Raw genomic sequence first — 20,000 nt, 5'->3', positions numbered from 1 at the left:
GTCCTGATTGCGTACTTTCTTTCACAATTCCACACATATCCGCCAGCGGCAAGACGCTTTGCGGCAAGATGCGGACGAAAGAGGTCAAAGCTGACGCTGGCGAGGCAACAGCGCGTTTCAGACAATCGCTCCAGTTCATCCATTACGGAAAGGGAGCCCGTCATGCACACCGCAATCACTGTTTCACATCAAAGGAACCGGAGAAATTTTCTCGTCCGGTTCTGCCAGTTTCTCTGGTTCGGGAATGCAATTTTGCTTCCCGCGCTCGGCGTGATACTTGCCCTGCTTCACCCCTTGCAGGCGCGTGCGGAAACCTCCGCTTTCGTATCGCCCAATGAAATGGAATCGGGCAGCCTGCTGATGCAGACCGAACAGGCCGGGCAATATGTCGAGGCCCCGCGGCTCGCCACCGATGTGGATATCACTGTCAGCGGACCGACGGCGCGGGCGCGTCTCACACAGGCTTTCGAAAACCCCACCGATGGCTGGGTCGAGGCGCTCTATGTGTTTCCGTTGCCTGAAGACAGCGCCGTTCATTCGCTGAAGCTGATCATCGGCAATCGCGTCGTCGTGGCCGATATCAAGGGAAAGCAGGCCGCACGCGCCATCTATGAGAAGGCCCGCAGCGAAGGCAAAAAAACCGCACTCGTGGAACAGCAGCGGTTCAATGTCTTCACCAATGCCGTCGCCAATATCGGTCCGCATGAGAAGGTCGTTGTACAGATCGAATATCAGCAGGCAGTGCGTCTGGCCGATAATCGCTTTTCGCTGCGCGTGCCGCTGGTCGTTGCCCCGCGCTATAATCCGCAGGACAAGGCCGCAATCGACCAGCGCGCCAAGCTGAATGGTGGCTGGGGACAATCCGCCGCCAGCACGACACAGAACACTCAGGCTGCACCGATCGATACGGCACTGATCGGACCGGACAGTGCACGGACCAACCCGGTCACGCTTGCAATCAAGCTGGATGCGGGGTTCCCGGTCGATGGACTGAAAAGCCTCTACCATCCCGTCAAGATCGACCGGCTGAATGGCGACGCGCGCCAGATCACACTGCAAGGCGACGCAATTGCCGACCGCGACTTCGTGCTTGAATGGAGCGCTGCGGCGAGCAACACGCCAACTGTCGGTCTGTTTCGCGAACGGGTCGGCAAGGAAGACTTTGTGCTTGCCTATGTCACGCCGCCGGTTCTGGCGCCGGCCAGGAAGACCGGTCGCGAGATTGTCTTCGTGATCGACAATTCCGGTTCAATGGGCGGCACCTCCATGGTGCAAGCAAAAGCCAGCCTCGATTATGCCCTGTCGCGACTGGAACCGAACGACCATTTCAACGTCATCCGCTTCGATGACACAATGACCAAATTTTTCCCGGACAGCGTTGCCGCAACCGGCGAAAATGTCGCCGCTGCGCGCAGCTTTGTCGGCCAGCTTGAAGCCGCTGGCGGCACGGAAATGCTGCCGCCGCTGCACGCCGCCCTCGATGACAGCCATCAGAGCAAGGGCTTGCGCCAGATCGTTTTCCTGACCGATGGCGAAGTGAGCAACGAATTGGAGCTACTCGATACAATCGCCGCCCGGCGCGGACGCTCGCGCATCTTCATGGTCGGCATTGGTTCAGCCCCGAACAGCTATCTGGTGAACCGCGCCGCCGAGCTTGGTCGCGGGAGCTTCACCCATATCGGTTCGGCAGCGGAAGTCGACGAGCGCATGCGTGCCCTGTTCGACAAGCTGGAAAACCCAGCCGTAACTGACATCCGCGCCGCGTTTACCGAAAAGAATGTCAGCCTCACGCCGACATTGCTGCCTGATCTTTATCGCGGCGAGCCGCTTGTCATTGCCGCCCGCATGGGCAAGGCGACCGGCGAACTGACCGTCAGCGGCATGGTCGGTGACCACCCCTGGACCGTGACACTGCCGCTTGATCAGGCAAGTCACGCGGAAGGCATTTCCAAAATCTGGGCGCGCCGCAAGATTGACGATGCCGAAGTCGCTGCCACGCTTGGCGAGATCAATCAGGATGCCGCCGACGCCCGTATCCTGCGGCTTGCGCTCGATCACCATCTGGTGACGCGCCTGACCAGTCTCATCGCCGTGGATGTCACGCCATCACGCGCCGCCAATATACCGCTGACCAAGGCCGATATTCCGCTGCATCTGCCCGCTGGCTGGGACTATCGCACATTGCTCGGCATCAGCGCCACGCGCGACGCGAATGCCGGACAGCCAACCGACAGCGAAAACGCCGACTGGAGTGGCGTCGACAGTAAAGCTGAGGAGATCGCTCCGACCCTACCCGTTCCGAGTCTTCCACTGCCGCAAACGGCGACACCTGCAACGCTTCTCATGCTGCAAGGTTTGCTGGCCGTGCTGATCGGTGCCCTTCTCTTCTGGTTCACGCGTCGTGAAAAGGCAGGCAGCCATGAGTAATCGTCAGACCATCCTGAAGGGGCGCGCGCTTGCGCGCTCCCTCTCGACACTTCTCGCCTGCGTTCTGATCACAGGCGGTCTGGTCCTCGCCGGACAGGGCTTCTGGATTCACGCCAAGGCCTTTGCCGCACAAATCCTGCTGGAGCGCGCTTTCACGCAGAGTGTGGAGACGGGGGCGCCTGTCAAGCCGTGGAGCTGGGCCGACACATGGCCGGTGGCGCGCATCGAAGTGCCGCGACTGGAAACCGCAGCGATTGCGCTGAAAGGCGCGAGCGGTCAGGCACTCGCCTTCGGGCCCGGACACCTCGATAATACGCCGGAAGCGGGAGATCAGGGCACGGCGGTCTATGCCGCCCATCGCGATACCCATTTCGCTTTCCTGAAAAATGTCGAGCCGAACGATTTGATCCGCATCACGCGCCGTGACGGAAAGATCGTGACCTATCGCACGACCCATATGGCTGTGGCCCGTTGGGACGAAGCGCCCATCGACCCGCAGGCCACGGGAAAACACCTCGTTCTTGCGACATGCTATCCCTTCGATGCAATCACGCCCGGACCGCTTCGCTATCTGGTCTATGCCGATCTGGTCGCCGATCGGCTCGACGGCGAATGAGCACGCAGCGTCAGGCGGGGCCAAGCATGATATTGGTCTCGCTTTTGCTGACGCCCTGAAGCGAGCGGATCGTCGAGATCACCTCGTTGAGTTCCGAAATCGTCGCCACTTCCAGCTCGGCAATCACGTCCCACATGCCATTGGTGTTGAACAGACCCGTCAGCCCCGGCACGCGCTTGATGGCGCTGATCGTGGCTTTGAGCGAAGAGCCTGACATTTCGATCAGCATGAAAGCCCTGATCTGGTCCTTGCCGATATCGTCGCGCACACGGACCGTAAAGCCCTTGATGTCGCCATTGGCCACCATGCGGTCGAGCCGCTTCTGGGCTGTTGCGCGCGCCACGCCAAGAAGCTCGGCCAGTTGCGGCACCGATGCGCGTCCATTGATGCGCAATTCCGTGATCAGTCTCTTGTCAAGCTCGTCCATGACCCCCTCTTTCTTTTTAGTAAGTGCGACTACCTATATCGGCAGTAATTTATAAAAATAATCACTTTATATTCTTTTTTGTCAATCTGATTGCAGATATTCATTTTCTGCAAGGGGATTGCCCAGGTGGTTTCCAGACGTTGATCGCGATGGAAACCCATGACCAATCCCGGCTTGGACCGGTCACAAGGTCACGAAAACAAGCGCATGCAAACGGCGATTTCACGGTCCCGGCGTCCGGGGCTTCAAATGGGGAACTGACCTACATGAATACCGCGAAATTTTTCTCCACGGCGCTTCTGGCGCTCGGTCTCACCTTTTCCATGAACGCGGCCAAGGCCGACGATCTGGAAAAGATCCAGAAGGCAGGCAAAATGTCGATTGCCCTGTCCGGCGTTTTTCCTCCTTTCAGCTTTGTGGATGAATCCAACAAGGTCGTCGGTTTCGACGTCGATATCGGCTCTGAAATCGCGCGCCGCCTGAAGGCCGAGCCAGAAATCGTCACGACCGCCTGGGACGGCATCATCGCTGGTCTGGTGACCGGTCGCTACGACACCATTGTCGGTTCGATGGGCATCACCGAAGAACGCAAGAAGGCAATTGCCTTTGTCGGCCCTTACTATCGCTCGGGTCTGGCGCTGTTCGTCCGCAAGGACGACGCTGCCACCTCGCTCAAGGAATTTGAAGGCAAGACCATCGGCGTGACGCTCGGCGAAACCTCCGAAAAATGGGTCCGCGAACAGGGCAAATACGACGTTCGCACCTATAAGGGCCTGCCGGAAATGCTGCTTGATCTGGGCTCTGGCCGTATCGATGCCGTTGTCGCCGACGACGTACCGGTTCTGGTTGCCATCACCAAGAGCAATGCGCCGATCAAGCAGGTCAAGGATGACCAACTGCCCCGCTACGACATCGGCATCGCCGTACGCAAGAACAATCCGGAACTGGCTGCCGCCATGCAGAAGGCTCTGGACGACATGATGGCCGACGGCACCTACAAGGCCATTTCCGAAAAGTGGATTGGCGCGGATATCCGCTAATCTTCCCTCTCCGGAAGATGGGTTGTGACAAGCAACCCATCTTCGAAATTGATCCCCCAAATCTGGTACTGTTCGCTTCTGCCCACCACCCTTTGGGCGAACAGCGGCGCGGTTCCTCCGGCCATTCGGTGGCCCATCTCCACGAGCCACCGATGGGGAAGAAAGGTTGAAGGATGGATATCGCACTTATCGAGCGGATTTTTCCCTTCATTGTTCAGTCTGGCTGGGTCACCGTCCAGCTGACAGTCGTATCGCTTCTGATCGGTCTGGTCGTTGCAACCGTTCTGGTTATTGCCCGCTTTTCGCGCTTCAAGCCGTTCCGCTGGTTCGCCACGGGCTATGTCAGCATCATGCGCGGCACGCCGCTGCTGGTGCAGCTTTTTCTGGTCTTCTTCGGCGGCCCTCAGTTCGGTCTGGAATTCAGCCCGTTTATGGCTGGCGTGATCACCATGGGCTTCAACATCGGAGCCTATATGTCGGAAGGCATACGCGGCGCCATTCTGGCCGTGGACAAGGGCCAGAACGAAGCGGCCCGCAGCATCGGCTTTGGACGCTTCAACACCATGCGGCTTTTCATTCTGCCGCAGGCAGCACCCCTGATGATCCGTTCGCTCGGCGTCAACACGATCATCCTGACCAAGAGTACAGCACTTGTCTCAACAATCGGCGTGGTGGAACTGACCTATTCCGCGCAGCGTTTCGTGACCTCGACCTATAAGCCCTTCGAAGTCTTCACGATCGCGGGCATCGCCTACATCGTCATCATTGCCGTCATTTCGATGATCGTTCGCGGCATGGAAACCTTCTTCAACCGAGATCGGAGGGCCGAAGCATGAGCCTCGATTTCACGGTCGTTCCCTCCTATCTGGAACTGCTCTTCATCGGCCTGCTCTGGACGGTGCTGATCACCGTTCTGGCCGGTGTCATCAGCGTGGTGCTGGGCGTCGTCATCGCTCTGGTGACATTGCACGGACCAAAAATCGTCAGCCTACCGGTGCGCGGCATCGTGTTCCTCTTCATGGGCACGCCACTGCTGCTCCAGCTCTATCTTCTCTATTATGGCCTGTCGCAGATCGGCATCATGGTTCCGGCCTTCTGGACCGGCGTGTTCGGCCTTGGCATGCATTATGCCGCCTATAACGCCGATATTTTCCGCGCTTCGCTGCAAGCTGTGGACGCCGGGCAGATGGAAGCCGCCCGTTCGCTGGGCTTCAGCCGGGGCATGTCGCTGCGCTATTTCATCATTCCGCAGGCGATCCTGACCGCGCTGCCGCAGGTGGGCAATAACAGCATCATCCTGCTCAAGGATACAGCGGTGCTGTCCGTCCTCGGCATCACGGAACTGGTTCTGAACGCACAGCGCACCATCAGCGAAACCTATCGACCCTTCGAATTCTATTTCGTCGCCGCCGTGCTCTATTATGCCGTCAATCTTCTGATGGAATGGGCATTGAGCAAAGCGGCCAAGAAAGCGGAAGCTATCCGATGAACACTCAGACACCCATGATCGAATTGCGCCAGATCAGGAAATCCTATGGCAACCACGAGGTTCTCAAGGGCATCGACCTGACGGTTCCGCGCGGCAAGATCGTATCCATCATCGGCCCCAGCGGGTCGGGAAAAAGCACGCTTCTGCGCTCCATCAACATGCTGGAAGAAACCTCGGGCGGAGAAATCTGGCTTGATGGCAATCAGGTCAACAAGCCGCTCAAGGGCCATGCCTTCGAAAAGCACATCAACCATATCCGTCAGGAAATGGGCATGGTGTTCCAGCAGTTTAACCTGTTTCCGCACCTGACCGTGCTGCAGAACATCATGATCGGTCCGATGCGGCTCAAGCATCTGCCCCGCGCCGAAGCGCTGGACCGCGCCAACACGCTGTTGGCGAAGGTCGGGCTGGTGGACAAGGGCAATGCCTATCCGGCGCGCCTTTCCGGCGGCCAGAAGCAGCGCGTGGCGATTGCGCGCGCGCTCGCCATGCAGCCCAAGGTGATGCTGTTCGACGAGGCCACATCGGCGCTCGATCCCGAGCTGGTGGAAGAGGTTAATCAGGTGATGAAGCAGCTCGCCAGAGAGCACATGACCATGCTGATCGTGACCCACGAAATGCGCTTCGCCGCTGAAGTATCCGACCATGTGATGTTCATGGATGGCGGCGTGGTGGTCGAGCAGGGTCCGCCGGACCAGATGTTGTCCAATCCGAAAGAGGAACGGACCCGCGCTTTCCTGCGAAAGCATCTTTCGCACTAGAGCGCGTTTCGATCTGATTGGATCAGATCGGCGCTCTAATTCTTTGTTTTAACGCGCATCTTTTCCGAAAACCGTTTCACACTTTTCGGGATGCGCTCTAAATTACGGAGACTACTCAATGACTGCGAATATTTCAAACGGCGCGCAAAACGCCGTAACGATGGCGCACAACCATATCGATGCGCAGCATGTCGAAGAGCTGGCTCTTCGCATGGTCAGTTGGCGTAGCGAAACGGGCACGCCCGGTGAAGCGGAATTCTCTGGTCGCTTCGTCGAATTGCTCAAGGAAATTCCTTATTTCCAGGAGAACCCGGCCAATATCCGCACGGTTGCCAGCCATGGCGATCCGCTGACCCATAATGTGGTGGCGCTGGTTCGCGGCAAGGGCCGTGACACGGTGGTTCTCGCTGGCCACTTCGACACGGTTGCGACCGACAATTATCACGAGTTGAAATCGCTTTCCTGCGACAGCCTCAACCTGAAAGACGCGCTGATCAAGGACCTTGGCAAGCGCGCGCGCTCAGCCCAGGAAGAGCGCGCTTTGGAAGATCTTCTGAGCGGCGACTTCCTGCCGGGCCGTGGCCTTCTGGACATGAAAAGCGGCATCGCTGCCGGTATTGCCTGCCTTGAGCGTTTTGCGACCGATCCCGACCGCAGCGGCAATCTGGTCCTGATCGTAACACCGGACGAAGAGCGCGAAAGCCGTGGGATGCGGTCGATGCGCAATGCGCTGCCGGAGATTGCGCGGGACTTCGATCTCGATATTTCGTCGGCTATCAATCTTGATGTAACGTCCGATCAGGGCGATGGCAGCGAAGGCCGCGCCGTCTATGCCGGAACCATCGGCAAGCTCCTGCCTTTCGCGCTTGTCATCGGTTGCAGCTCCCACGCCAGCTACCCTTATGAAGGCGTCAGCGCACAGGCCATGGCGGCTGGTATTCTCACGCGCTTCGAAGGCAATGCCGATCTGGCCGACCGCGACGACAACGATATTTCCCCGCCGCCCATCTGCCTTGAGGCAAAGGATTTGCGCGACGGCTATGAAGTCACGACGCCTGAACGTTTCTGGATCGCGCTCAACTGGCTCTATCATGGCATGACTGCGGAAGAGCTCTTCAAGCGCTTTCAGGATGAAGTGCGCACCGGCGCCGTTGATGCGGTTGCACGCTTTACCGCGCAGGCCGAAGCCTATGGCAAGCTGGTCGGCAAGCGCGCCGGAGCAACCCCCCCAGCGCCGAAGCTTTTGACATTCACAGAGCTGCGCGCCATGGCAGCACAGATCGCAGGCAACGACTTCGAACGTCTCTATGACGAACAGGAACAGCGCCTTTCCGGCATCGACAATCCGCTTTCCGTCAGCCGCCAGCTGACCGAATGGCTGGTGGGTGTTGCGCACCTTGCCGGACCGGCGATTGTCGTCGGCTTTGCCGGGCTGCACTATCCGGCAAGCCATCTTGACGACACCAAAACCAATGACCGCCTTTTCAGAGAGGCCATCGACGAGACGATCAAGGTCTTTGCGGACTTCCCCGACCAGAGCCTGGTCTGGAAGCCCCATTTCCAGGGCATTTCCGATATGAGCTTTCTCGGTCAGGCAACGCTTGGACAGGATATCGTGTCCCAGAACACGCCGGTGTCGCGGCTCGTCGATCATCCAGCCGCCAATGCGCTGCGTTTCCCGGTGGTCAATATCGGCCCATGGGGTCGCGAGTTCCACCAGAAGCTGGAGCGCGTCCACGCGCCTTACGCCTTCGAGGTTCTGCCGCAGATCGTTTCGATGATCGCTGAAAAATTCCTCGCGGCGAAGGCTGGAAACAGCGCCCGCTGATCGGGCGCGTCCGCCCATTGAATAAAGGTTCACTCCCATGACCAATGAAAAGCTGAATATCGTTCCCTTTGTCAGCGTCGATCACATGATGAAGCTGGTTCTGACTGTTGGTGTCGAAACCTTCCTCAAAGAACTGGCGGCAATTGTCGAAGAAGATTTTCGTCGCTGGGAACAGTTCGACAAGACGGCGCGCGTCGCCTCCCATTCGCAGGAAGGTGTCATTGAACTGATGCCAACCAGCGACGGCACGCTTTATGGCTTTAAATATGTCAATGGCCACCCAAAAAACAACCGGACGGGCCGTCAGACGGTTGCGGCCTTCGGCGTACTCTCCGATGTGGACAGCGGCTATCCGCTGCTCCTGACAGAGATGACCATTCTGACCGCGCTGCGCACCGCCGCCACGTCAGCAGTGGCCGCCAAACATCTGGCGCGACCGGATTCCAAAACGCTGACGATCATCGGCAACGGCGCGCAGAGCGAATTTCAGGCGCTGGCCTTCAAGGCTCTGCTCGGCATCGACACGCTGCGTCTGTTCGATATCGACCGTTCGGCGAGCGAGCGCTGTGCGGCCAATCTAGCGGACAAGGGATTTTCGGTCACCATCTGCGGGTCGTCGCAGGAGGCTGTCGAGGGCGCGGACATCATCACCACCGTCACCGCCGACAAGCAATATGCCACCATTTTGAGCGACAACATGGTCGGACCTGGCGTGCATATCAATGCGGTTGGCGGCGATTGCCCCGGCAAGACCGAGCTGAACAAGGAAATTCTCCTGCGCTCGGATATTTTTGTCGAATATCCACCGCAAACCCGCATCGAAGGTGAAATCCAGCAATTGCCGGAAGATTATCCGGTCAAGGAATTGTGGGAAGTGATCACCGGTAAACTGCCGGGCAGAACATCGGATCGCGCCATCACGCTGTTCGACAGCGTCGGCTTTGCAACCGAGGATTTTTCCGCCCTGCGCTATGTCTTCAGCAAACTGGAAGAGACCGGCCTTTATGCCGAACTCGACATGCTGGCAGACCCGGATGAACCGCGCGATCTCTACGGCATGTTGCTTAGATGCGAGCAGGCACTGGAGGCCGCATAAGCTTCGGCGATGATGCGCTGCATCGAGCCTTGAGTGAATAGTTCCGCCCGACACCTGTTGTTGGCGCTCCAATGTGGTATCACCATCGGCACGTGAGAGTGCCCGGTGTAGTTGGATATCCATGATCGTTTGAGCGATGCAGCAATTGGCCAGAAAAATGTTTGCAGAAATCGGCTGGGGTATTCCAAGCTCGATCGTCCTGCATCTGTTGCTGGCCATTGTTCTGCTCGTCCGCCTGCCGGAACTGCCAACCGCGCAAGAACAGAGCGTCAATGTAGAGCTTGTTCCCCCGCCGCCACCCGCCGAGGACAAGCCCAAACAGTACCAGGACAAGCCCGCTCCTGCGCAACAACAGGCGCAGGCCCAGAAGCTTGCCTTTGAGTCCGCTTCCAACGATCCGAAGGATGAGACGCCGGAGCAACCTGACGTTCCGCCCGCCGCACCAGAAACAAGCGAAAAGCCCGACGAAGCTCCACCCACGACAACCGAAACCAAGAACGAGCAGCCGCAGGACAAAGAACAGGAAGCGGTGGAGCTGCAGGCTCAATCCGCAACTGCGGCGAACGCGAACGAGGCGGCAGCCCCTGCTGTTCAGAACCCGCCTGTTCCCCAGCCCAAACCGGAACAGGCAAAGCCGGCCACCAAGGCCGTTTCGGAGCAAAAGGCTGAAAACTTCAAACAGGCGCGCAGGCTTTATTCCAAGGATGCCCTGTCTGACCCGCGTGTGAAACAGGCGCTCGGCAAACTCTCACCGACGGATCGCGTTATCCAGATTTGCAGCATCGAGGCGCTTGAACAGATCCGCCGCCAGCAGCCGGGCGCTTTTCCCGACATGCTGGCGCGCGCGGGCGGTTCGGTTTCCAACAACGGTCTGACGGTCAGCAACGGCGCCTTTCGCAGCCGCGCCCAATGGTATGGCGTGGATTTCAAATGTCAGGTCAATGCGGAGGCCATGTCGATCCAGTCCTTCAGCTATGCCATCGGCCACGCCATCCCCGAAAGCGAATGGGGCGCACGGCAACTGCCCAGAGACTAGTGGTCTGATTCCAACATTTGCATCCCTCGGTTCACGCGCTGAGCAAATGTTGGAATCAAAAAGACCACTAGCAAGTATATGTATCTAGTGGATTTTTCGAATTTGACGTTTGAAACAGCATCTATGTCAGCCGGGATTCAAACGTCAAATTCAATCCACTAGAATATGAAGTGATGAGACAAGACTGGCAGCATTTGCTAGAGTTGTCGGTGTAATGCCCCACGAAACTAACACTGAATGGAGACAGATATGAAAGTCGTATTTGTAACGACCGCTGTCCTCGCTCTGTCGGTTACGGCTGCGATGGCAGACTGCACTTACCACAATGCGCAATCGTCAACAAAAATGGAAAAGCCGCAAACAACGGCAAGCGCAGAAACTACGGCGCCCACCCAGAAGTAAAATATATTCCAACAGGAGGCCCTTCGAAACGGCGCCTCCTGTTCGGGATAGCGCTGTTCAAAGCCGCAAGCTGATACCAGCCTTGCGTAGAAGCCAGTAAAACAGCGCTGTCGCACCGACACCCAGAACAATCGCCCAGCCGAAACCGGACCCGTCGCCCGTGAAGGGCAATCCGGCAGTGTTCATCCCGAAAATACCGGCGATCAGCGTGCCGGGCAACAGCAATGCGCTCATCACCGCCATCACTTTGAGGCTGCGGTTTGAATCATCCGCCAGTTCCGCTGCAATCTCTTCCTGCAACAACCGCGCACGATCATTGACCATAACGATTTCACGGTCGAGGCGCTCGAGCCGCATGGAAAGCCGCGTCAACGCGGCATGCCCCATCTCAGGCAAGGTCCAGTCCAGACGGTCTTCCTCTTCAAACAAAGCCACCATACCGGCCACCGGACGATGCAGCGAGACCGCCAGTCTGCGCACTTCCTTAAGATCCCTGCGTTCATCATTCAACCGCTCGGTCACCAACCGATCCTCAACAGTATCGAGCATTTTGCTCGCCTCATTGAGCCTGATTGCGGTGTTCTTGCAGAAGGCCGTAACCACCGCCTCAAATAATTCATAGGCCGTTGCCGGGCAAAAACCGCTGGCAAAGGAATGGCGCACCCTGTCTACGGCTTCCAGAGGATGCCGCCTGCCGGTTACCAGAAGCCCACCCATCACCGCAAAATGCAGACGGCCGATTGTGGTGGACATGCGCTCCATGTCCTGATGCATGTCGGCGATGACGCCATGGATCGTTCCTGCCTCATGGCTGAGCACCAGGCTATCGTCATGCCCTTCCAATATTGCCCGCGCCGACGCGGGCAAGGCACAGCGCTCCGAGAGCCAGCCCTGTGACCGCTGATCGACCAGATCGACATGCAGCCACACCCAGCCGTCATTAGCGGCCAGCGCAGCATCCACTTCGTCTGCCTTGAGTTCCACAACCGCATGATCGGGGCGCTTGTGATAGGCCCCCACCAGACCGGTACTATGTTCCTTCAGCGAACCGTGAATAATGTTCAATGTCGTGTACCAATACCCGGAACAAAGCGGCCCCGCATCGAGCCTCTAATACACTTCCGGCACATACATTTCGGACGGGGTCTGATGACGTACATAATCGTCATGGCGCACGCGTTCCGGCAGATGGATGGCCGACTTCGGCACATCCTCATAAGGGATCTGCGACAGAAGATGGGCGATGCAATTGAGGCGCGCCTTTTTCTTGTCGACGGCCTCGACAACCCACCATGGCGCTTCGGCAATATGGGTGCGGTGCAGCATCTCTTCCTTGGCCTTGGTGTAGTCTTCCCAATGAACGCGGCTTTCGAGGTCCATCGGCGAAAGCTTCCACTGCTTCAGCGGATCGTGGATACGCATGTTGAAGCGGAATTCCTGCTCTTCGTCGGTGATCGAGAACCAGTATTTGATGAGAATGATCCCGGAACGCACCAGCATGCGTTCAAATTCGGGAACGGAGCGGAAAAACTCTTCCAGTTCCTCCTTCGTGCAAAAGCCCATGACCCGCTCGACACCGGCCCGATTATACCAGGAGCGGTCGAACAGGACCATTTCGCCAGCGGTCGGCAGATGCGGCACATAACGCTGGAAATACCACTGATTGCGCTCGCGTTCGGTGGGAGCAGGCAGCGCGACGACGCGGCAGACACGCGGATTGAGACGCTGCGTCACGCGCTTGATCGCGCCACCCTTGCCAGCGGAATCGCGGCCTTCGAACAGCACGACGACTTTGAGCTTCTTGTGCTGCACCCAGTCCTGAAGCTTCACCAGCTCATGCTGGAGACGAAACAGCTCGCGGAAATAAAGGCGGCGTTCAAGCGTCTGTTCGGCGGGGCCGGACATGCCCTCGGCGACCAGCGCGTCAAGCCGCTCTTCCTCGATCTGCATTTCCAGCTCTTCATCGAAACTGTCGGCGATTTCCGCCTTGATACGGTCCAGATGGCTACTCTCGAACATGTTCACACCATAAGCTGAAGATAACACCCGAAGCCGCGACGACTCCGCGCAATTGCACGGAATACTAGAAGTGGCTCATGACGGTTTCGTGACGCAATCCGGTCGCGCGGGTGTCAACAAAGGCGATATCAAGCCCTATTACAGTTTCGCAATTTTAAAGTGCGCTATGGACCCGGTTGAATTGACGCCTACGTAAAAAATAAGCTTTCGTTGAAAGCCGTTTGATTGCATTCTCCCGCAGATGCGAACCACCGGGATCGTTCAATGATTGCAAAACCTTCCTACCGTTTCCTCCGCTCCGGACGAAGCGTCATATTCGGAACCACGGCTGCCTTTGCATTCTGCATTTCGGCAATAACATTTGGCGCTCCGGCCCGTGCCGATTCCCGCAATGTGGTTCCGGTTGCCGTGATGAAGGTGGCGGCAAGCGATTATCAGCCCCGATTGACGCTTTCCGGCGCGATTGCCGCCCGCTCGCTGGTCAACACCTCATTTCGCCTTGGCGGGCAGGTCGTGGAGCGCAAGACCGAGATCGGCCAGCATGTCGACAAAGGCGAGTTGATCGCCCGTATCGACGATGCCGAACAGCAGGCGAATCTGCGTGTTGCTCAGGCCTCGAAGGATGCCGCGCAGGCGCAGCTCGTTCAGGCGGACGCCAATTTCAAACGCCAGAAGGCGCTTCTCGCGCAGGGTTTCACGACCCGCAGCACCTATGATCAGGCAAACCAGACCCTGCAAACCGCGCAAAGCGCGCTTTCGAGCGCCGAAAGCCAGCTTAGCGACGCGCGCGACCAGCTTTCCTACACCGAACTGCGCGCCCCGGTTTCCGGTGTCGTCACGGCGCGCAACATCGAAGCGGGTCAGGTGATACAGGCCGCGCAGACGGCGTTTTCGATTGCCGAGGATGGACCACGCGATGCCGTCTTCGACGTGCAGGAAACGCTGGTCAACCACGCCAAGGACGGCATGGGCGTGACAATTGCGCTGCTGTCGGACGCTTCCATTGTTGCAGAAGGACAAATCCGCGAAATCTCTCCGGTCGTCGATGCGCAGACCGGCACGGTCCGGGTCAAGGTTGGCATTGCCAAAACCCCGCCACAGATGGCGCTTGGTGCGACCGTCACCGGAACAGTGCATATGGATAGCCGTCAAGTCATCGTCCTGCCATGGAGCGCCATGACATCCGACGCCGGACGCCCCGCTGTTTGGCGGGTGGCTGACGATACCCATGTTACAACGCTGGTTCCAATCACCGTGCTTTCCTATGAAAAGGAACGGGTGATCGTGGATGGCGGCTTGAACGACGGCGAACTGATCGTCACGAAAGGCGCGCAGATGCTGCGGTCGGGCGAGCCGACCGAAATCATGCAGACGCAGGAAGGGGCGGTTGCGCAATGATGCGAGAATTCCGAAAGCCCATTGCCCTCCCCCTGATGCGCGCCGCTGTGCTGATGACCACGCTTGCGCTCGCAGCCTGCGGCAAGAGCGATGAAAGCGAAGCGGAGGCCGAACCCGTTCGCCCGGTTCTCTACATGGTTGTTGAACCGCGACCGGCCACGCAGGCGGGGTTTGCCGGTACGATCGAGCCGCGCTATTCGACCGATCTCGCCTTCCGCGTGCTTGGGCGCATCATCAGCCGTCCGGTGCAGGTGGGCGATCTGGTGCAGAAGGGTGAGAGCGTCGCAACGCTTGATCCGTCGACGCTTGATCTGGCGATCCAGTCGGCGAAGGCCGATCTGGCGAGCGCCGAGGCGCAATATGCCAATGCCTCGGCCAGCGAGGAGCGGCAGCGCATTTTGCTGCAAGGCAACAATGTTTCGCAGGCCGATTATGATGCCGCCAGACAGGCGCGCGACAGCGCCAGTGCAGGACTGGAAAAGGCCCGGGCCGGGCTGAAAAAGGCGCAGGACCAGCGCAGCTATGCCGTGTTGCGCCCCGACTATGACGGGGTAATTTCGGCAACCAATGCCGAGGTTGGACAAGTGGTCGCTGCCGGTCAGGCAGTGATGACGGTGGCGCGCCCGGACATTCGTGAAGCCGTGGTCGATATTCCCGACAGCATGACACAGTATTTCGCGCCGGGTGCTGCCTTCAATGTGCAGCTTCAGGCTGATCCGTCGGTGACGGGAACCGGCACTGTGCGGGAAGTCGCGCCGCAGGCGGATGCGCAGACCCGCAGCCGCCGGGTCAGAATTGCCCTCGACAATCCTCCCGACGGTTTCCGTCTCGGGGCGACCATCCGCGCCGCTTTGGCGACGCCGGAGAAGGATGTGGTGCGCCTGCCGATCCAGGCCCTGCGCGAGGACAACGGCAAGACAAGCATCTGGATTATCGATCCCGACAAACAGACCGTCTCGCTGCACGATGTTCAGGTTATCGCGCGGCAGGGCGGCAATTTCGTTGCCGGTGGTGTCGAGGTCGGCAGCTATGTGGCGATTGCTGGCGTCTATGAATTGAAAGAAGGACAGAAAGTCCGTCTGGACCAGAAAGGAACTGGCCTGTGAAAAAGGGATTCAATCTGTCCGACTGGGCTTTGAACCACAGATCGCTGGTCTGGTATTTCATGCTCGTGTTTCTGGTCGCAGGCTTCGTGTCCTATCTCGATCTCGGTCGCGAAGAAGACCCGGAATTCACCGTCAAGACGATGGTGGTGCAGGCCAACTGGCCGGGCGCTTCCGTGGAAGAAACGCTCAATCAGGTCACGGATCGCATCGAGAAGAAGCTCGAGGAACTCGATACGCTCGATTATACGCGCAGCGTAACGACCGCGGGCCAGTCTGTCGTCTTCGTTTTCCTGAAGGACACGGTGCGTAAACGTCAGGTCACCGACGCCTGGAATGAAGTCCGGCATATGCTGGACGATATCAAGCCGGAACTGCCTGATGGCGTTTATGGGCCTTATTATAACGACAAGTTCGGCGATGTTTTCGGGAATATCTTCGCCTTCACCGCTGATGGTCTGTCCATGCGACAGCTGCGTGATTATGCGGAAGATGTGCGCGCCAAGATTTTGACGCTGCCCAATGCCGGTAAGGTCGAGCTGATCGGCGCGCAGGACGAGGCGATCTATCTCGAATTTTCGACGCGGCAGGTCGCAGCACTTGGTCTCGACCAGCAGGCCGTGCTTCAGGCCTTGCAGGACCAGAACGCGATCACGCCATCGGGCGTCGTTCAGGCCGGGCCGGAACGGATCAGTGTCCGCGTCAGCGGCCAGTTCAATTCCGAAGCCGATCTGCGCGCGGTCAATCTGCGCGTCAATGACCGGTTCTTCCGCTTGTCCGATGTGGCCACCATCACGCGCGGCTATGTCGACCCGCCAACATCCATCTTCCGCGTCAATGGCGCGGATTCCATCGGGCTTGGCATCGGTATGAAGCCGAACGGAAATCTGCTGGAATTTGGCGCGGCGCTCGACAAGATGATGCAGCAGGTGACGGCGGAACTCCCTGTCGGCGTCAAGGTGTTCAAGGTGGCCGACCAGCCGCATGTCGTGAAGGAAGCCGTGTCCGGCTTTACCAGCGCGCTGTTCGAAGCCGTGGTCATCGTGCTTGCCGTCAGCTTTGTCAGCCTTGGCTTGCGCGCCGGATTCGTGGTGTCGCTATCGATCCCGCTCGTGCTTGCGATCACCTTCCTGTCGATGTCGCTTCTGGATATTTCACTGCAACGCGTGTCGCTCGGCGCGCTTATCATCGCGCTCGGCCTTTTGGTCGATGATGCCATGATCGCCGTCGAAATGATGGTGGCGCGACTGGAATTCGGCGACCCGATCAACAAGGCCGCCACTTACGTCTATTCGCATACGGCCTTTCCGATGCTGACAGGCACGCTTGTAACCATTGCGGGCTTCATCCCGATCGGCCTCAATTCCAGTCAGGCGGGCGAATATACTTATACGCTCTTTGTGGTGATCGCCGTTTCGCTGGTGGTGTCGTGGATTGTCGCGGTGCTGTTTGCGCCGCTGCTGGGCGTCACATTCCTGCCCAAGAAAATGAAGCCCCATGCGGAAAAGCGCAGCCGCTTCTTTGAAGCCTTTTCCAGGGCGCTGTTGCTGGCGATGCGCTATCGCTGGGTGACCATCGTGACAACCGTCCTTCTGTTTGCGGTTTCAGTTTTCGGGATGCGCTTCATCGAACAGCAGTTCTTCCCGCAGTCGGATCGTCCGGAACTGGTTCTCGACTGGACCTTGCCGCAAAACAGCTCCATCGCCGAAACCCGGGCGCAGATGGAGCGTTTCGAAGAAACCATGCTAAAAGGCGATCCCGATATCGAGCATTGGAGCACCTATGTCGGGCAAAGCGCGATCCGGTTCATCCTCTCCTTCGACGTGCAGCCGAACAATCCCTATTTCGGCCAGATGGTCGTCGTCGCCAAGGATGTCGAAGCGCGAGACCGCCTGAAGGTCAAGTTTGATGAGGTCTTCCGCAAGGATTATGTCGGCACCGACGTCTATGTGAAATTCCTGGAGCTTGGACCGCCGGTCGGACGCCCCGTGCAATACCGCATTTCCGGCCCGGACATTCAGAAACTGCGTGGTCTGGCGCAGGATTTCGCTGGCATCCTGACTGCCGATGAAAGACTGGGTGTGGTCAATTATAACTGGAATGAGCCCGGCCGCGTGATCCGTGTCGATGTCATGCAGGACAAGGCGCGCAAGCTTGGCATTTCATCCAAGGATATTGCTACGACGCTGAACGGTGTCGTCGGCGGCATCACCATCACGCAGGTTAGGGATTCGATCTATCTGATCGATGTCGTCGTGCGCGCGCAAAAGCACGAACGCGATTCCATCGACACCTTGCAGAGCCTGCAAATTGCGACCGGCAACGGCACCTCGGTGCCGCTCGCTTCCATCGCCAATTTCCGCTACGAGCTTGAGCAGCCCGTCATCTATCGCCGCTCGCGCATCCCGACGATCACGGTCGCGGCAGGCATTATCGACAAGACCATGCCGGATACGATCGTGAAAGACCTCGGCCCCGCGATCAATGCTTTCGCCGACAAGCTACCGGCTGGCTACTATATTCAGACCGCAGGCACGGTTGAGGAAAGCGGCAAGAGCCAGGGACCGATTGCCGCCGTCGTTCCACTGATGCTGTTTGTGATGGCGACTGTGCTGATGCTGCAGTTGCAGAGTTTCCAGCGCCTGTTCCTCGTGGTGGCGGTTGCGCCGCTTGGATTGATCGGCGTGGTTGCAGCACTCCTGCCAAGCGGCAAACCGCTTGGTTTCGTCGCCATTCTAGGCGTGCTGGCGCTGATCGGCATTCTGATCCGAAACTCCGTCATCCTGATTGTGCAGATCGAGGAACATATCACCGAAGGCATGAAGCCCTGGGATGCTGTGATGATCGCCAGCCAGCACCGTATGCGCCCGATTGCACTGACGGCGGCGGCGGCAAGCCTTGCGCTGATCCCCATTGCCCGCGAAGTGTTCTGGGGGCCGATGGCCTATGCCATGATGGGCGGCATCATCGCTGGCACGGCGATCACCCTCCTGTTCCTGCCAGCACTCTATGTGGCATGGTTCCGCATCAAGGAACCGGACGCAGAAGAAACGCCCGCGCCACAACATTGATATTGCAACGAAATCTGTCTGGAGCGGGAATCCGCTCCAGACTGCCACACCCCCTCACAAAAATTTTACACTCCACCCTTGAACCGGGCAAAAACATACACATTTGAAGAAGGCAGCGCCGGGCCCCTCTGGTCATGGTTTTCCGCTATGGCGATGTCGGGGCTGCTCCACTTGTTCAAATGGAGATGGTCCGGCGATGGATTCGCTTATTTTAGCCCTTTCGGGCGATTTTCTCGGCACACCTGTATACTTCTGGGCGGCATTCATCACGATCGTCGTGGGTTTGCTGGTTTTCGATCTTGGTATTCTGCATCGCGACGAACATGAAATCGGAGCCAAGGAGAGCCTGCTCCTTTACGGCTTCTATGTCGTCATCGCATTGGCTTTCGGCGGCTGGGTCTGGTGGGAACGCGGCGCGCAGGCGGGCCTCGAATTCTACACCGGCTATCTGATCGAGCAGAGCCTTGCGATGGACAATATGTTCGTCATCGCAACGATTTTCGGCTTTCTCGCCATCCCGCGCCTTTATCAGCACCGCGTGCTGTTCTGGGGTATTCTGGGCGTCATCGCCTTCCGCGCGGTTCTGATCGGGCTGGGCGCGGCATTGGTGCATGAGTTCAATTGGATCCTGTTCCTGTTCGGCGCTTTCCTCGTCTTCACCGGCTTCAAGATGTTCCGCCATCAGGATGAAACGCCCGATATCGAGCAGAATGCGGTTTTCCGGTTCCTGCGCAAGCGCTTCAATATCACCAGCGAGGTGCACGGGCGCCATTTCACCGTCAAGAAGCCGCACCCGAAAACCGGCAAGCTCGTCACCTGGCTAACGCCGCTTGCGGTCGCGCTGATCATGGTTGAGACCGTCGATCTGATCTTTGCCGTAGACTCCGTCCCTGCCGTGTTTGCCGTCACGCAGGATACGTTTATCGTCTACACCTCGAACATCTTCGCCGTCCTCGGCCTGCGCGCGCTCTATTTCGCACTCGCCGCCGCCATGAACCGCTTCCGCTATCTTCAGGTATCGCTGGCGATCATTCTGGTGCTGATCGGTATCAAGATTTTCCTCGTGCCGCTGGGTGTTCATATCAACACACTGCTGTCGCTGGTGGTAACGCTCGGCATTCTCGCAAGCGGTGTGCTCTACTCGCTCTATAAGACCCGCAACGAGCCGGATATGAGCGTCGAGGAACTGGCCGCGCAACAGCATAAGGAAGGCTGATCGCAAGCCCTGCTTTCCCAGAGCGGTTCCGGTTAAAACGGAATCGTGGAACCGCTCTATCTATTTGTTTT

Annotated in this window: 16 protein-coding genes; 13 read left to right on the top strand and 3 right to left on the bottom strand. The window is 58.3% G+C overall.

Annotated features, from left to right (window positions below; all coding sequences use genetic code 11):
* Positions 1 to 252 precede the first annotated feature (252 nt).
* Together D8666_RS14325 and D8666_RS14320 are read left to right on the top strand one after the other, a co-directional pair.
* On the top strand, positions 253 to 2,427 hold the full coding sequence (locus D8666_RS14325; protein WP_235858969.1) for a marine proteobacterial sortase target protein: 2,175 nt from the start codon (positions 253 to 255) through the stop codon (positions 2,425 to 2,427).
* Positions 2,420 to 3,043, top strand: a complete 624-nt coding sequence (locus D8666_RS14320; protein ID WP_109366875.1) for a class GN sortase — start codon at positions 2,420 to 2,422, stop codon at positions 3,041 to 3,043. Before D8666_RS14325 ends, D8666_RS14320 begins: the two co-directional genes overlap by 8 nt.
* A 10-nt stretch (positions 3,044 to 3,053) precedes the next feature.
* Here the strand turns inward: D8666_RS14320 and D8666_RS14315 are convergent, their stop codons facing one another.
* Positions 3,054 to 3,470 (bottom strand): Lrp/AsnC family transcriptional regulator, encoded by a 417-nt coding sequence (locus D8666_RS14315; protein WP_109366874.1) that lies wholly within the window; start codon positions 3,468 to 3,470, stop codon positions 3,054 to 3,056.
* Between the two features lie 266 nt (positions 3,471 to 3,736).
* Here D8666_RS14315 and D8666_RS14310 point away from each other — a divergent pair, with 266 nt between their 5' ends.
* The 7 genes from D8666_RS14310 (at position 3,737) to D8666_RS14280 (ending at position 10,720) form a co-directional block, all read left to right on the top strand.
* Positions 3,737 to 4,510: a transporter substrate-binding domain-containing protein gene (locus tag D8666_RS14310; protein WP_109366873.1), complete on the top strand. Its 774-nt coding sequence runs from the start codon at positions 3,737 to 3,739 to the stop codon at positions 4,508 to 4,510.
* 173 nt (positions 4,511 to 4,683) lie between these two features.
* Positions 4,684 to 5,346, top strand: coding sequence for an amino acid ABC transporter permease (locus D8666_RS14305; RefSeq protein WP_121538432.1), 663 nt, complete (start codon positions 4,684 to 4,686; stop codon positions 5,344 to 5,346).
* The gene (locus D8666_RS14300) at positions 5,343 to 5,999 is read left to right on the top strand and encodes an amino acid ABC transporter permease (protein WP_121538430.1); all 657 of its coding nucleotides are present in this window, start codon (positions 5,343 to 5,345) and stop codon (positions 5,997 to 5,999) included. Before D8666_RS14305 ends, D8666_RS14300 begins: the two co-directional genes overlap by 4 nt.
* A complete protein-coding gene (locus D8666_RS14295; RefSeq protein ID WP_109366870.1) occupies positions 5,996 to 6,760 on the top strand; it encodes an amino acid ABC transporter ATP-binding protein in 765 nt (254 codons plus the stop codon). The genes D8666_RS14300 and D8666_RS14295 overlap by 4 nt, the downstream gene beginning before the upstream one ends.
* A 130-nt stretch (positions 6,761 to 6,890) precedes the next feature.
* Positions 6,891 to 8,588, top strand: coding sequence for a M20/M25/M40 family metallo-hydrolase (locus tag D8666_RS14290; RefSeq protein WP_167836093.1), 1,698 nt, complete (start codon positions 6,891 to 6,893; stop codon positions 8,586 to 8,588).
* A 37-nt stretch (positions 8,589 to 8,625) separates the two neighbouring features.
* On the top strand, positions 8,626 to 9,684 hold the full coding sequence (gene ocd / locus D8666_RS14285; RefSeq protein WP_109366868.1) for an ornithine cyclodeaminase: 1,059 nt from the start codon (positions 8,626 to 8,628) through the stop codon (positions 9,682 to 9,684).
* Between the two features lie 157 nt (positions 9,685 to 9,841).
* Positions 9,842 to 10,720 (top strand): DUF930 domain-containing protein, encoded by an 879-nt coding sequence (locus D8666_RS14280; RefSeq protein ID WP_235858968.1) that lies wholly within the window; start codon positions 9,842 to 9,844, stop codon positions 10,718 to 10,720.
* 459 nt (positions 10,721 to 11,179) lie between these two features.
* Here the strand turns inward: D8666_RS14280 and D8666_RS14270 are convergent, their stop codons facing one another.
* Both D8666_RS14270 and ppk2 read right to left on the bottom strand, forming a co-directional pair.
* On the bottom strand, positions 11,180 to 12,187 hold the full coding sequence (locus D8666_RS14270; protein WP_109366866.1) for a CorA family divalent cation transporter: 1,008 nt from the start codon (positions 12,185 to 12,187) through the stop codon (positions 11,180 to 11,182).
* 45 nt (positions 12,188 to 12,232) lie between these two features.
* Positions 12,233 to 13,141 carry a polyphosphate kinase 2 gene (gene ppk2, locus D8666_RS14265; RefSeq protein WP_109367940.1) on the bottom strand — a complete coding sequence of 303 codons (909 nt, stop codon included), beginning with the start codon at positions 13,139 to 13,141 and terminating at the stop codon, positions 12,233 to 12,235.
* 264 nt (positions 13,142 to 13,405) lie between these two features.
* On the opposite strand from ppk2, the gene D8666_RS14260 reads away from it, so the two are divergent.
* The 4 genes from D8666_RS14260 to D8666_RS14245 all read left to right on the top strand — a co-directional run bounded on the left by D8666_RS14260 (position 13,406) and on the right by D8666_RS14245 (position 19,929).
* Positions 13,406 to 14,539 carry an efflux RND transporter periplasmic adaptor subunit gene (locus D8666_RS14260; RefSeq protein WP_109366865.1) on the top strand — a complete coding sequence of 378 codons (1,134 nt, stop codon included), beginning with the start codon at positions 13,406 to 13,408 and terminating at the stop codon, positions 14,537 to 14,539.
* A gap of 35 nt (positions 14,540 to 14,574) precedes the next feature.
* Positions 14,575 to 15,645: an efflux RND transporter periplasmic adaptor subunit gene (locus D8666_RS14255; RefSeq protein WP_235858973.1), complete on the top strand. Its 1,071-nt coding sequence runs from the start codon at positions 14,575 to 14,577 to the stop codon at positions 15,643 to 15,645.
* Positions 15,642 to 18,713 (top strand): efflux RND transporter permease subunit, encoded by a 3,072-nt coding sequence (locus tag D8666_RS14250; protein ID WP_121538424.1) that lies wholly within the window; start codon positions 15,642 to 15,644, stop codon positions 18,711 to 18,713. The genes D8666_RS14255 and D8666_RS14250 overlap by 4 nt, the downstream gene beginning before the upstream one ends.
* A gap of 196 nt (positions 18,714 to 18,909) precedes the next feature.
* The gene (locus D8666_RS14245) at positions 18,910 to 19,929 is read left to right on the top strand and encodes a TerC family protein (RefSeq protein ID WP_109366863.1); all 1,020 of its coding nucleotides are present in this window, start codon (positions 18,910 to 18,912) and stop codon (positions 19,927 to 19,929) included.
* The last annotated feature ends 71 nt before the right edge of the window (positions 19,930 to 20,000 follow it).

The sequence above is a fragment of the Ochrobactrum soli genome, from assembly GCF_003664555.1.
In the GTDB taxonomy this organism is placed as follows: domain Bacteria; phylum Pseudomonadota; class Alphaproteobacteria; order Rhizobiales; family Rhizobiaceae; genus Brucella; species Brucella teleogrylli.
Note: the sequence above shows the minus strand (reverse complement) of the source record. Positions and strands in the feature narration are given on the sequence as shown.